The sequence below is a fragment of the bacterium genome (genome assembly GCA_030019025.1).
GTDB lineage: Bacteria > Hydrothermota > Hydrothermia > UBA1063 > UBA1063 > UBA1063.
The window spans coordinates 1-14,270 of record JASEFR010000020.1 but is presented as its reverse complement, the minus strand read 5'-3'; the positions used below and the strand labels follow the sequence as shown (position 1 = coordinate 14,270).

Genomic DNA, 14,270 nt, shown 5'->3' with positions numbered 1-14,270 from the left:
GAGGCATTATGCTGGAGGAAAAACTAAAAAACATAAATATGGAAATATTGGACTACCATGCCCATGTGACCTACATGTTTAAAAATGCAATAAATGGCCTACTGTCAAAAAATGCAGAAATACTTAAAAAAGTGATTGAAAAAGACGAAGTCTACGCCAACGAAAAAGAAAACTTAATTGACGAACTCTGTCTGGATTTTATTGCATTGTACTCCCCAAGGGCTAAGGTATTAAGAACGGTTGCAATGATGTTAAAGATGAACAATGACCTTGAAAGGATTGGTGATCACGCAACAAACATAGCACAGAGTGCGCTTATTCTGATTAACTACCCTGAAGTAAAAGAAATAAACTCTTTAATCTCTTTAATGGCATCAAAAACTCTTGAAATGTTAAAGGAGTCCCTTGAGGCTTACTTGAAGGAAGACACAAGCCTTGCTACCTCTGTCCTACAAAAGGATGATGAAATTGATAGACTGAATCAGAAAATCCTGAAAAAATCAACCTCGCTATGTTCAACCAACCAAATTAACCCAGAAATGCTCATCGAATTCACTGCTATCTCTTCAAATATTGAAAGGGTGGCAGATCATGCAACCAATTTAGCCGAGGATGTAATTTACGCGGTCTCAGGGAAAATTTACAGACATGGCCACTTTAGAAATAAATCAGATACCTCTTTTTAATTTTTGTGATGGATAAATGGTGTTTTGTCCCGTAATCAGAGTTGCGACCACATTAGAAATCATCGCATAAGGAACTACATGTAAATTCCCTGTCATCTCTATCACCATAGGAATTATGGAAAGGCTTATTTTCCCAGTAGCTCCAAAAAAAGAAGTCATTCCAACGACGATAAAAGGCACTTCAGAGGTCACAATTCCTGGCATTATCGTTTTAAAGACATAACCCCAAAAAGCTCCTATAAAACCGCCTATCACCATACCTGGCGCAAATACGCCGCCACTTCCTCCAGAACCAAGAGTTACTGAGGTGGCAAACATTTTCAAAAAAGGGAGAATAAAAAGAAAAAGCCAGTAAGGTATCGGGATATTTAGTTTTTCCTGAAAACCTGATAGTAAGAACTGTATTCTCTCATACCCAGAACCAAGGACATGGGGAAAGAATAACCCTATGATTCCCACTATTAACCCACCTATGGCAGGCTTAAGCATCCCTTCAATTCTCATTTTTTTGAAAAATAAGTCTATACCTGTAAACATTTTTATAAACAATATTCCCAGAAATCCACAAAGAAAACCTTCAATTACAAATAGAGGAAGCAATTTGGGATCAAAGGCAAACCCAGGCACCGTGAATATTGGTTGATAGCCCCTGAAGAAGCCAAAAATTGCGAAACTTGTAGCACTGGCTACCACAGATGAATAAAGCACATCCGTTTCCATATCTTGTTTGTAAAGGATCTCGGCACTTAAAATTGCGCCACCAATAGGAACTTTAAAAATTGCCCCAACTCCTGCTCCCAAACCAGCTGCCAGAGCTATTTTTCTATCCTTCTCATCAAATCCGAAAACTTTTGCAAAGAAGGAAGAAAGTCCTGCTCCAATCTGGGTCATAGGTCCCTCTTTACCAGCACTACCTCCTGTTCCAAGGGTAATGGCAGAGGCTACAATTTTCGCCATGGGTATCTTAATCGGAATGTCTTCTTCCGCATGATAAGCTCTAATTACAGAATCGGTACCGTGCCCCGCCGCTTCTTTTGCAAAAAATCGGGTAACAAGTCCCACCAAAATCCCTCCAAAGGCTAAAGCCAAGGGAATTAAATACCACCTATCATGATAGAAAATTAGTGGGCCTGCCAACGGTTTATTAATGTAAAATTGGGAGAGGTTTTCCAAAAATAATTTTTTCGCAGCCTCAACAAATCTGTCAAAAAAGAGTGCCCCCGCACCAGCACTTAAACCACTCAAGAGACCAAGCACAATGTACTTATATGGAGCAGAAATTTCTCGCTTTATCATATTATCATTAAAATTATAAAGTTTAGGCTAAACAAGGGAAAACTACCACTCCCAAAATACGCAATCTGAAATTACAGCAAATTTTGAAGTAAACAAAAGCATTGTTATAATATAGCATATGAAAGTCTTTGTCTCTATATTAATTGGATATCTTTACGGCTCTATTCCTATTGGATATTTACTGGGAAAGATAAAGGGAGTTGACATTACAAAAGAAGGATTTAAAAAGATAGGCACATCCAACGTCTACAAAGTTCTGGGGCTTCCATACGCAGTTTTGACCTTTATCTTTGACTTTACAAAGGGAATAATTGTTGTATTAATTTCTCAAACGTTACTTTCTATCCATAAAGAAATTGTATTTCTTTCGGGACTTGCAGCAATTCTGGGCCACAATTTCCCCATCTGGCTTAAATTTAGGGGACAGGGAAGAGGAGTAGCCGCTTCCCTCGGCCTTTCAGCTTACCTCTTACCATCATTAACTATCAAGGCATTTGCTTTCTACGTCATAATTACCTTAACTCTAAAAAGCACAGCACCGGCAACGCCCGTTTTTTTCATTCTTCTACCCATTTTGGGTTGGGCTACTAAGCAACCTCCTTGGGCTTTGCACTTCACCTTGAGCCTATTAGCGGTCTTTATAATTACCAGGCTAATAGGGGGATTTAATTACATCAGACAGAGTACAAATAAATTAAAGGCACTGTGGGACATATACGTATGGGATAAAATCGAATGAGGAATTAGCATCATGTACAGCCTACGTAGATTCCAAATTACACCAAATCACTCCCAATCCAGAAGTCTCTTCTCACCTTCAAGCCTTTTGATATCGGTAATATCCTGACTCACCTCTAAGGTGCCAAGATAATCGCCTTTTTCGTCTCTTACTGCAAAATACCTTATTAGAATATACCTACCTTTGACCCAAATCCAGAAATCCGCTACATCTCTTTTACCCTCTTTAAATTCCTTTAGAATCTTTTCCACTATATGTACGCTCTTTTGGGGATGGCAATTTTGAACCTTTCTACCTATAACTCCCCTCGTTCTGACAAAGATCCTATCCTTTGTTTCGTTGAAAAACTTTACCTCGTCATTCTTATCCACAAAGGTTATATCAACAGGGAGGGTATTTAGAACCGCTATAAGTTCATTCAAGTTGAAAGAACCACTGGGTAATTTGATACTGCCTTCGGATACCGTCGCCTCTTCCTTCTTTTCTTTCAAAAGGTGAGGTTGAGGATAAAAACAGCAGTAACCAATCTCATCAAAATCTTTTTTGACCTTTTCCCACTCTTCATCCTTCGCAACCCTTAAAGCAGTAGGAAAAAGCACTGAATTTTCCTTGAAAAAGTGGCTATTTATTGTGGTAAACAGCTTTTCTGCATACGTCGTCATTTCACCATAATCCTTAGTATTAGGCGAATTCTTGTACCGTTCAAAAAGAGTGAATAGATTTTTCTTAATCTCCCTAATGGAATCGTGTTCCATCCACATAATTTTTGGTGGTTCAGTAACTTCGTATTTTTCAAGAAGAGGAAATAGTGCGTTTTCCTCTCTCAGGTAGTGTTTTTCTGCCTCTTTGAAATGATGAATAAGGTCTTCCAAAGTTGAGAATGCCCTTTCATCTTTTAGGAAAGACTCGCTGTTATGACCTTTGAGCAAGCTAACCATTCTTTTCGCATTTTCAAGCATTATCTCGTGCTCTTTCATCAGAATATTTATAGGGTGGAAGGGGGAAGTTTTTCCTGCAGATGCCTGCTCTCTTTGAACAGATTCTCTAAAAACCGCCAGGTGAACCTCACAAAGCCGAACAATTTCCTCCCTTGGGAACCCCTCCTTTATCAGTTCTTCTTCGACCCTCGCAATCTCTTCACTGGTAACGTCCCCAAAGTTTTCCCTAAACCTCCTTTTGAGTTCCTCAGGATTTTCTCCCTCATGGATTTTCTTTATGAGCTCCTTTAGAGCCTCTTTCTTTCTATTCAGGTCCTTTCCGAAAAGCTCACTCATATTACCCCCCTAATTCTTACTAAAATAGTATGATTTAATTATAACCTGTAAAGTGCAAAAAACAAATTTCTCTCCTTTCGGTTTCCATAAAAATTTTGATATAAGTTTCTTCTCTTATTGATTCGCGGTCCTTACTATTGGACTTACAAGGGATGTCCAACCTTACTCGACATCTAAGAGAGCGATTCCCTGATGCGATCCTAATGGTAAATCGTGGGCTGTTTTGCCCCTTTCGGTATCGCAATACCCGCTACAACATCTTACCTTACATAAATGAGTTTTATTTGAGGGGCATTACACCTCTTAGGACTGAGGCTGACACCGGCAAAGTCTCACCATATTTTGGAGACAACAGAATTAAATGGACAACCAACCTGATGAAGACAAAATAGGAGGCTAAAAGAGTTAATTGTAACAAACTTAAAAGGAAAAAGAAGAACCTGTAATAATCTTAAATGAAGGATTGTAAATCTTGTAACCCTATTTCAACACCTCGGGAGTTTTGAATACTTAAAGTCAGTTTCTACTAAAAACAGACTCGGTTTCAAAAAGAGTGATGATGTTTTCCAAGGGCATTTTCATCGGGAAAACAAAGAAAAATCACAAATAATAGCATAAAAGCATTTCCCATGTCCAAACTGAGCTTAAACTTTTGACTCCCCATTGTCCTTTCACCTTTAAATCTTTATAATTCAATAACATGTATTTTGTCTTATCTATTTTGGGGATTTTGGCAGGTCTATTCTTATTCACGAAACCGGTCTTTCTCGAAAAGAAAAGCAAAAAACAGGACTTATTTCTTTCTATCATCATACCCGCTAAAAATGAAGCCCACAACCTTCCATACCTTTTGAACAGTCTCAGAAACCAAACTTACAAAAACTACGAAGTGATAGTCGTTGATGACGAGTCGCAAGACAATACCGCGGAAGTTGCCAGGTCTTTTGGGGCAAAGGTTATTGAAATTAAAGAAAAACCCAAAGAATTTTTGGGAAAGCCCTTTGCCTGCTTCACAGGATACCAAAATGCAAGAGGTAAAATCCTTCTTTTCGTTGATGCAGATGTCCGTTTCAACTCTCCCGATGCACTTGCGAAAATCGTGGGCGAAATAGAGAATTTTGAGGGCGTTATTTCCATCTGGCCTTACCACAACATACAGTATTTTTACGAAAATTTCAGCGCTATATATGCCATCCTCTCCTCCATGGCCTCCCGGAGTTTTTCTCTCATTTCAAAAAGGGTTACAATTAAAGGGCTTTACGGGCCATTAATCGCAATAAAGCGTTACCATTATGAAAAAATAGGAACACACGAAGCCTTGAAAAATGAAGTTGTAGAAGACTTCAAACTGGGAAGCTTACTTGCAAAGAACGGAATACCCATTAAAAATTTTCTCGGCGGTGAAGACATTTCTTTCAGGATGTATCCAGGCGGGCTTAAAGACCTATGGAAAGGGTGGACCAAAAACTCCGCCCTTGGGGCTGCGACAGTGGACTGGGGAGTAGTTATTCCCATACTAATTTTTCTGATCGGCTCTCTGATACCTTTTGTATTTTTAACAAATCCCCCTTTCCACTACCTATACATTATGTATTCCGCCCTTATATTCCATTTCCTTAAACGCCTGGGGAACTTCTGGTTCATCGTTCCCATTATATATCCCCTATTCGTCATTTTTACGCTATCTATAATAGCCTACTCCTTCTACACAACCTATATACTCGGGGTTGTGGAGTGGAAAGGGGTTAAAATTTTCACAAAAGGTTGATCAGGCTGCTGCTTCTTCCTGCCTCATTCTGCTAACAATTCTCAGAAACCGAATCCTGTTGTAACGCTGGATAATTAGGAAAGGAAGATTTGTAACCAGCACAAAAATCAAAACATAGAGACTAACAGGGTAAGGATTCCACAGAAGAGAAACGGGGTAAAGCAAAATGGGAATTAAGTGGGTGAGCTCAGCCCTGCAGGTCTCAAGAATGAACCTCTCAAAATAGTCAAGGTCTTTCATCCTTTGCAACTTCTTTTTATTAAACGGATTGAACTTGAAAAACTCACCACATTCCGGCAATCTATCCTTCCACTTCTTTATTGCAAAAAGGAAGGTATAGAGCCTTCCGTCAAATTCAAACTTTCTCGGCTTGAATAGAAAGTTATCGGGATCATAAAATTCCGACGGGATAAAATGAACAATAACCCCCGCGAAAAACATTATAACAAACCAAAATATAAAATTAATTATAAACAATTGCATGCTTTATGAATTTTAAAGAATCTTCTACAATATTCAAAAACGCAAAACTATAGCCTCTTAGGCTTTTTCACAGTTACTTTTATGCACTTTTACGCTGCTCGGTTTAATAAACGGGCATGCGCAATTAATCATAATCTTGAACTTCATAAAAAGTGAGCCTTTATCCATCTTAGGGTGTGAAAAATTTGAAATTTCTACTAAACCTTTGAAACATTATGAGCAGTGTTTCAATTTTAGGCTTTTAATTTTATAATACTCTAAAGGAGGGTCTATGGAAATCAGAAAAGAGGGTTCCTATATTGCAGTAGTAATGGACCACGGTGAGGATTTAGAGGGCAACCTAAAGACCCTCGCGGAAATGGAAAAAGGAGCGCACCTTCTTGTGATCGCCTCCGCTCTTGGAATGTTGGAAAAGGTTAAAATGGGTTACTGGAACGGGGAAAAATATGAAATACACGAAGCCAATGAACCTGTAGAACTTCTTGGAATTTCTGGAATAATCACACCCCAAACCGATCCAAACTTTCACCTTCATATTATTGTTGGCCTTAGGAACGGTCAGGTTATGGGTGGCCACTTTATAGAAGCCAGAGTATGCAACACTCTTGAAATGTTCTTAGTAGAATTTGGCATTCCCGTAATCCGTAAGGAAATCGGTGGCCTTAAAAAGCTAAGATTTACGAAATAGAGATTAGTGAACCATTTTTCTATTATTCACATAGACATCAACGTAAAATGAGAGTAGGTTCTACATGTCTTGGTATGGAGTTTCTTGATTCTCAACATTCCTATTTACCTCTCTTCACCCTTTGGGGGAAGGCACACTTTTCGTGTAAAAGCTTACCCGGGCCTCGATGTGCTCGTAGGGATCCAATAGAATGTGTGCACAGAGAAACCAGCCTACTATTATTTTGTGATTGATAACAAGTATCCTAAAACCATTAAAATTAAACCAGCCGCGTAGAGGAGCCAGGGGAATCCCCCCGGAGTCACATACAAAATATCCACTTTTGCAAAAATAACTTTCCAGATGAAACTTAAAAATATGAGAACCGCTCCGAGAAGTGAAAGGAATAAATATCCTGTTCTTAATTTTTCTACATTTTTCAAGAAAATCAGAAGACTCCCGATCACAAAAAAGAATGCCACAATAACAGGGGTAATAAATGGTGCCAGCCATGGTACAGGTATCAAGAAAAGAATATCCCAATCAGTCCAGTATACCGGCCACCCTATCAAAATTTTAAGCCAGACGTAATAAAAGACATCCCACACTCCCCATGTGAAGAAAAAAGCTGCCCATCTCTTTATATTTTCGGTGAAAGCTAAAAGAGAAATAAAAATGAGCATGACAAAGGTTGCAACTTCTCTAAAAATTTCAATCCGCAAGTCCGCAATAGTAAAGCTCCTTAACGGGAACAAAGATAGAATATTATCAGCGTAATAAAGCTCCCTCAAATACACCACCACCGCTGCCTCAACATATGCCATTCCTATGGCAAATAGTCCAAGATATAATATCTTTTTTAAATCTTCCTTCATCATTGTATTTAATCTAGAGCTTCCATTATAAACTATCAAAATACACCCCCGATATTGACAATTCAAAAAAACTTACATATAATTTAAACAAATTTAAAGAGAGGGGGAGAAATGAAAGAAGAAATTTTGCTAAGAAGTCTGTCAAATCTTGTAAAATACCCCAGCATAACAAGACCATTATTCCGAAAAAGTGTAGTTACCTACATCTATGCAACCGTCGTTAAAGGAAACGGTAAAAAAAGACCCGAAGAAGTACAAAAACACAAATATTACCTACTGAAGAGCATGATTCGCTCGGTAGAGAGGAATGTGGACAAGGGTTACATAAGCAAGGAAGTAGTTTCAAAAGTCATTTACACTCTCGTTAAAGGTGCTATATTAGGTGAGGCCAAAGAGGCACAGGAAACGTTTTACAAAAAGTATGGAATTTACCCCCCTTCCTTCATAGTTTTGAGTCCTACTCAGCTTTGCAATCTTCAGTGCACAGGTTGCTATGCTGCTGCCGACCATAAAACAGCAAGACAAATCCCATACGAAGTGTCCCGAAGATTGCTTCAGGAAATACATGACGAATGGGGTGCAAGATTTGTTACTATTTCAGGTGGTGAACCCTTAATGTACGAAAACAAAAAGGGGATATTGAATCTGTGCAGAGAATTTTCTGATATGTATTTCCTTATGTATACCAACGGTACACTTATTACCGATGAGGTAGCAAAAGAGATGGCAGAATTGGCCAATATAACACCTGCAATTTCAGTAGAGGGATATGAGAAGGAAACAGATGCAAGGCGCGGTAAGGGTGCGTGGAAAAGAATCCTCAAGGCTATGGATAACCTTAAAAAACACGGAGTACCCTTTGGTGTTTCAATCACAGGAACGAGGTTCAACGCTAATCTCTTAACAAATGAGGAATTTTATGACTACTATTTCAATGAAATTGGCGCAAGTTATATGTGGATTTTCCAGTATATGCCTATCGGAAGGGGTATAAACGTCGATCTAATGCCTACCCCCGAACAGAGAGTCGAAATGTTCAGAACATGGCAGAAATGCGTCAGGGAAAAGGAGTATTTTGTCGCAGATTTCTGGAACTCGGGGGTCGTGTCGGATGGTTGTATAGCATACGGAAGACCAGGAGGCTATATCTACATAGACTGGAATGGAAATATCATGCCTTGTGTTTTTGTCCCTTATTATGTGGACAATATATTTGAAATATACAAGCGCGGAAGTACTATTTCGGACGCCCTCTTCTCAGAGTTTTTCAAAAGAGGAAGAGAATGGCAATTTGAATATGGTTACGAACATGGTAGCATTCCTCAGAACTGGCTCATGCCTTGTTCAATCAGGGATCACTATAAGAACTTCAAGCATAATATTGCCAGAAATGAAGTAAAGCCAGAAGACGAAAACGCAGAAGTCGCTTTCAAAGACCCTGAGTATGAGAAAAAGATGATTGAATACGACGAAAGGTTGAGAAACCTCACAGAAAAGATCTGGAAAGAGGAATTTTTAAAAGAGAATTTAGAAAAAATTAAAATAAGTTCAGCGTGAGAAAAGAGAATCCTGAGCTTCTTAGTTGAGATTAGTTAATATCAATCAAAGGTTATATAGAATTGGAATAATGCCATGAGTTTAGTACTTCTTATCACTTCTCTCGTTACGAGTTCGGCGCAAAAGCACTAAATGGACCTCAGCCGTTTCACCTATTACTTCTAAAAAACAGCAGCTCAAGGGATACATATTAGAAGCAAATTTAATCTATCCAATAACAAGGTTATACTTAGAAGAGGCTAAATAAAGGAGGTTTTAAAATGAGTCCCGTTAAAAAGTGGTATTAATAACGATAGTCTTAGTGAGCATGCTCTATGCTCGCCCAGCAGTCAACATAAGCGGTGTCCAGATCTATTGGTCGATGGCTCCGAACTGTGCATCTGCATCAACAACTACGGAATATTTGGCCATGATGTAGTAAATTATGCTCCAGGTGGATTGTGGCCAAGAACAAATGAAACCTACGTTTACGGTGCAGGCATCTGCGAGCAGGTTTGCCCCAGAAACTGTTATGAAATGGATAAAAATAAACATACTGCTTTAATGCCAGGGGCAGATAGGTGTGTTCAATGCGGCGCATGCATTGTCAAGTGTCCTTTTGACGCTTTATATTTTGAGAGTCCGAGGAGGAAGATTATATATCCTGATGTTATTAGGAAGTTCAAGTTAAACCTTTTAGGTAAACGCCTTGTGAAAAGGGGTAATAAAAAGTGAAAGATTGTTTAGCTGAAACATTGCCCAACATAGCATATACGCCTCTCCCTTCAGAGCATCAGAATGATCAAAGAAGTGATGATTAAAATGAAAATTTCAAATTACTCCAAATTCCTTACCTTAAGCCCTTAATGGTATTGCTTTTATTCACTAAGTCTTTATATCAGTTAAGGCAAATCTGGCTTTTTACATTCTTTAGCACCCAATAATGTTATCCTCTTCCTGCTCATATGCAAAGCTTCTTCCTAAGTATGACCTTCTTCCCTCTTAGAAAAAAGGGACATAGGAACGTAATTTGAAGTGTTTTGTGCAAATTATAAATGAGGCATAGGCGGTTTGACACCATTGGAAACAAATTGTATAATATCAACTAAAGGGGGGATAATATGAGGAAATTGGCTCTTGGGATAATTGTAGTAACACTCACCCTATTTTCCGGGTGCAATCCAGAAGACACATCCGAAAGCAATTACCAAACCGCCTACATAACTACTAAGGGAGACTTATCGCAGGGTGGCTTTGATTTCAGCGAGGGTATTGCACGACGTGACTCGCTTGCCGATATGATTGTAGAGCCCTGGGTGGGGGATAACGGTGAGCCCGCACCAGGAATTCTGCATAATGCATGGGGAGATTCCACAAAGAAAATCATAGACCTTGGTCAGGTAAATCTTGAAGACGTAATAGACCTTGACCCTTCAGGAATGACACCGGACACAACGCAGATGGATATGTGGACTGTTGAAAAACCAATGGCTGGCCATGCATATTACATAACCACTCTGGAAAACTATGACGCCTTCTTTTTCATAGATAGTCTTAAGGTAACCCCAGACTCTATTTCTTACACGACCGATTTGTGGATTAAATACATTATTATTAAATAAGTAAGTCATAGAGGAACAACTACACCTCTCCTTCTACACTGTGACGAAGTGGATGTATTTTTAGAAAACACTCTAAGATTGTATAGGAAAATTTGGCAGCTTTTTGATTATAGAGTTACCCGAAAACAGTAATAGCATCTATGCAAAAGAATTTACCCATCTACTCCGTCCGTAACTTCTTTTCTATCTACTCAATCGCTTTCAAAGTTATCCTACTGCTATAAAAATAGTTCTCCAAGCGAGCGACCAACATATTTTGACATCTCATCAGAGAACCAGAGAGTGCAACAATTCTATCGGGTTGTATCTTGAATCATACAAACTAAGTTTTAAATAATAGAACTTGGTACAACCCGAAGTTTGACAACATTAAAAATATACTGCATAATTGCAACTTAAGAAGGAGGAAAGTTATGAAAAGCTACCTAAAATGGCTTGGTGGCGTTGGAATTATGTTCCTTCTGCTACTATTGTCCTGTGACTGGCTGTTATTTAGCCCGCAAGCTCCTCTAAAACCCGAAGGTCCTGGTAACCTCGCCGTTGGTGAAACGGGAACATTCTACACAAGACCTGCCGCCGATGAGACAGATTCCGTAAGTATTCGTTTTGATTTTGGAGATGGGAATCTAAGCGATTATATAGGCCCAGTTGGACCAGCCGACACTGTGTTTATTTCACATTCTTGGGATGCGCCGGGTACTTTTCATGTAAAAGCGCAAGCAAAAAATGACTTTGGAGAATCTAAATGGAGTGATCCACTTGTAGTCACAGTTTCTGATAGCACTGAGAGTGACTCCTTCAATCTTACAGAAGTGGGGCACTTTGACATCCCCGGCTACGGCAGACTTATAAAGCTTGCAAAGTCAGGAAATTATCTTTATCTTGCTGCAAGAAGCGAAGGGCTTATAATTCTTGATGTGAGTAATCCGCAAAGTCCAACCACGGTCGGACAGTTTATACCTTCTAACAGTTCAAAAGAACCATGGGTTAATGATGTTAAAATTTCGGGCAACTATGCTTATATAGCAGTTACCTATACCTATGCTAAAACTACAAGCGTTTTAGCACTGGATATATCGAATCCGAGCTCTCCCAGAGAAGTAGGGCAATTTGCCGATACTTCGGGTTATAAGTCATTTGAGAGACTATTTTATTCCGGTGGGAGGGTTTATGTGGTTGGACAGCAATGGACTATGGGAATTATCAATTTCACCAATCCGGTAGCTCCCTTAGGAGAAAGCTTTATTACATTACCTGGTTATTACGCCTATGACATTTTTGTTTCTGGTTCATACGCATACGTAGCCAATAATGAATATGGAGTACAGATAATAGATATAAGTAATCCCCAAAACCCTGTTTTTGTAAGCAATGTTAATGTTTCCTCCAATGCCAGTGGAGTATTTGTTTCCCAGAATACCCTTTATGTTGCTGCAGAAGCTTCAGGACTTAAAATTGTAGATGTGTCAAATCCTGCATCTCCCTCTGTTGTTGGAACTGTTTCTTTTCCCGATTATACCAAAGGCATATATGCTTCAGGAGATTATGCTTATGTTGGAGCCAGTACAGCCGGTTACTACGTGGTAGATGTTTCCTCTCCGTCCAATCCTAACATTATAACTGGTATCGACACCCCGGGTAATGCATGGTTCTCTATAGTAGATGGTGATTATGCTTATGTTGCCGATTTTACCAGTTTGAGAATTATTAAACTGCGCTAAGTCGTGCGAAATACTCTATGAAAGATTTTGCCCCGTACTCTTCTGACATAATAGGATCTTCCTCCTTTTACCCACCACCGTTATACATTCCCTGCGTTCTACATTTCATCTTTATAAAATATAGCCATTACCGAACAGCATTTCGCCCTTCTTTTCCATAAAAAGAGAATAAATGGGAAAGGGGGGCGTATCTTTTAAGTACCAAAAGCACGATTCCTCAAAAATAATTGTACCGAATGGGACATCGTTTCCTCAAAAAAAGACAGATAAAAGGGGGGCTTTAGAGAAGATACAGTAAATTATCATTCTACCAAAAAGGAGGAGCTCCCCATGAAAGCTGTTATACCACATCAAAATCTTAATTCAAGACAGAAGAAAACCATAATAGAAGCCAATCAAAAGTTATACAAGAGGTCTTCTAAAAAGGAGAAGACAATTATCCTTAACGAATTAGAGAGTATCACTGGATATTCAAGGAAATACATAATTTATCTTTTAAATGTCCACAACAGGGTAATAAAGAGGATAGAGCATTAATAAAACAAGTTTCACATGCTACAATAGACAGGCTTTTAAAGCCCTACCATGATAAATACAGGGAAGGCGGTATACCATACGACTCACAGAAAGAACCTCAAATACTCAAACAATTATACTATTACATAGAACTGAGGCACAATTTCTTCATCCCTACTATGGGATTGCCCTCTAAACAAAAAGTGGGTAAAAAGTATAAAAGATTCTACCAGACTAAAACACCGTATCGTAGAGTTTTAGAAGACCCTGATATACCAGAATTCATTAAAGAAACCCTTGTTGAATTTAAAAAATACCTGGATCCCTATTGCTCACGATAAAAACTACATGAAATAGGGATGAAAGATTCATGAAAAAATCTACTCATAATACACTCCTTTTAAAGGTGTTGCTAAAGAATGAAATTTTCTTTGACGTTTTACAATAGTTTTACGTAATTTAGCAGGATTCAAGGGTTCATATTGTTGTGTCAACGCATGCCTCAACAACCACGACGCATAATTCCGATTGTACCCCACAACTCTCTCAAACTCGTCCAATATTTCACTCTTATCCTTCTTCCTCCTGGCTTTTCTATACCTCTTGACGTATAAGAATGCTATCTTTTTTCTGGTCATAACGCATAGCTCCTTTGTGAGCATGGTTTGACCCTCTTTCTCCCCTTTTTTATTTTCTCTCTTTGGAGAAGGAGAGTTATGCATTCCCCTCGTTTTGTGTAGATTTTAGCATGAGGCAACGTGTACACTTTCGTGTAGATTTTTAATGAGCAACTCGCGATATTGTGAAAATCAACAAAACTATCATAAAATTATACAACTTTCTTCAAAAGGTTCACAAAAACAAGGAGGCTCTTTACCATCTATCGCCCTTGGCTTTCCTGTGTAATCCCCGTTCTTCTCCGTCTCTTGATGCTCCCTTAAATATTCCGCTCGTTTCTCCCTTAAAATTTCTCCCCTTAAACATCTTTTGTGATTGGCCTGTTAGTCATCTTATTACTCAAAATGCGAAGGAACAGATTGCCCATAATATCTTAATAAGCGTGAGTTGCTCTGCCTTATGAAGTTTG

General features: G+C 38.8%; 14 protein-coding genes. 9 read left to right on the top strand and 5 right to left on the bottom strand.

What is annotated here, in order from left to right:
• Positions 1-8: 8 nt before the first annotated feature.
• Complete coding sequence (gene phoU / locus QMD82_06050; protein ID MDI6851480.1) at positions 9-686, top strand: phosphate signaling complex protein PhoU; 678 nt, start codon at positions 9-11, stop codon at positions 684-686.
• On the opposite strand, the gene QMD82_06045 is transcribed toward phoU, so the two are convergent.
• Positions 669-1,982: a chloride channel protein gene (locus QMD82_06045; GenBank protein ID MDI6851479.1), complete on the bottom strand. Its 1,314-nt coding sequence runs from the start codon at positions 1,980-1,982 to the stop codon at positions 669-671. The two genes, phoU and QMD82_06045, sit on opposite strands and share 18 nt — an antisense overlap.
• A gap of 118 nt (positions 1,983-2,100) precedes the next feature.
• On the opposite strand from QMD82_06045, the gene QMD82_06040 reads away from it, so the two are divergent.
• Positions 2,101-2,721, top strand: coding sequence for a glycerol-3-phosphate acyltransferase (locus QMD82_06040; GenBank protein ID MDI6851478.1), 621 nt, complete (start codon positions 2,101-2,103; stop codon positions 2,719-2,721).
• Between the two features lie 47 nt (positions 2,722-2,768).
• Here the strand turns inward: QMD82_06040 and QMD82_06035 are convergent, their stop codons facing one another.
• A complete protein-coding gene (locus QMD82_06035; protein ID MDI6851477.1) occupies positions 2,769-3,995 on the bottom strand; it encodes a DUF438 domain-containing protein in 1,227 nt (408 codons plus the stop codon).
• A gap of 700 nt (positions 3,996-4,695) precedes the next feature.
• Between QMD82_06035 and QMD82_06030 the strand changes: the two genes are divergently transcribed.
• Positions 4,696-5,763 carry a glycosyltransferase family 2 protein gene (locus QMD82_06030; protein MDI6851476.1) on the top strand — a complete coding sequence of 356 codons (1,068 nt, stop codon included), beginning with the start codon at positions 4,696-4,698 and terminating at the stop codon, positions 5,761-5,763.
• Here the strand turns inward: QMD82_06030 and QMD82_06025 are convergent, their stop codons facing one another.
• Complete coding sequence (locus tag QMD82_06025) at positions 5,764-6,246, bottom strand: hypothetical protein (GenBank protein ID MDI6851475.1); 483 nt, start codon at positions 6,244-6,246, stop codon at positions 5,764-5,766.
• A gap of 271 nt (positions 6,247-6,517) precedes the next feature.
• Here QMD82_06025 and QMD82_06020 point away from each other — a divergent pair, with 271 nt between their 5' ends.
• Complete coding sequence (locus tag QMD82_06020) at positions 6,518-6,934, top strand: DNA-binding protein (GenBank protein MDI6851474.1); 417 nt, start codon at positions 6,518-6,520, stop codon at positions 6,932-6,934.
• 218 nt (positions 6,935-7,152) lie between these two features.
• Here QMD82_06020 and QMD82_06015 read toward each other — a convergent pair whose 3' ends face one another.
• Positions 7,153-7,791, bottom strand: a complete 639-nt coding sequence (locus QMD82_06015) for a hypothetical protein (protein MDI6851473.1) — start codon at positions 7,789-7,791, stop codon at positions 7,153-7,155.
• A gap of 108 nt (positions 7,792-7,899) precedes the next feature.
• On the opposite strand from QMD82_06015, the gene QMD82_06010 reads away from it, so the two are divergent.
• The 5 genes from QMD82_06010 (at position 7,900) to QMD82_05990 (ending at position 13,204) form a co-directional block, all read left to right on the top strand.
• Positions 7,900-9,345: a radical SAM protein gene (locus QMD82_06010; GenBank protein ID MDI6851472.1), complete on the top strand. Its 1,446-nt coding sequence runs from the start codon at positions 7,900-7,902 to the stop codon at positions 9,343-9,345.
• A gap of 354 nt (positions 9,346-9,699) precedes the next feature.
• The gene (locus QMD82_06005) at positions 9,700-10,059 is read left to right on the top strand and encodes a 4Fe-4S binding protein (GenBank protein MDI6851471.1); all 360 of its coding nucleotides are present in this window, start codon (positions 9,700-9,702) and stop codon (positions 10,057-10,059) included.
• A gap of 386 nt (positions 10,060-10,445) precedes the next feature.
• The gene (locus tag QMD82_06000; protein ID MDI6851470.1) at positions 10,446-10,946 is read left to right on the top strand and encodes a hypothetical protein; all 501 of its coding nucleotides are present in this window, start codon (positions 10,446-10,448) and stop codon (positions 10,944-10,946) included.
• Between the two features lie 413 nt (positions 10,947-11,359).
• Positions 11,360-12,667: a PKD domain-containing protein gene (locus QMD82_05995; GenBank protein ID MDI6851469.1), complete on the top strand. Its 1,308-nt coding sequence runs from the start codon at positions 11,360-11,362 to the stop codon at positions 12,665-12,667.
• Between the two features lie 330 nt (positions 12,668-12,997).
• Complete coding sequence (locus QMD82_05990; protein MDI6851468.1) at positions 12,998-13,204, top strand: hypothetical protein; 207 nt, start codon at positions 12,998-13,000, stop codon at positions 13,202-13,204.
• Positions 13,205-13,563: 359 nt separating this feature from the next.
• On the opposite strand, the gene QMD82_05985 is transcribed toward QMD82_05990, so the two are convergent.
• Entirely contained in the window at positions 13,564-13,821 is a 258-nt protein-coding gene (locus tag QMD82_05985; protein MDI6851467.1) for a hypothetical protein, read from the bottom strand.
• Positions 13,822-14,270 lie beyond the last annotated feature (449 nt).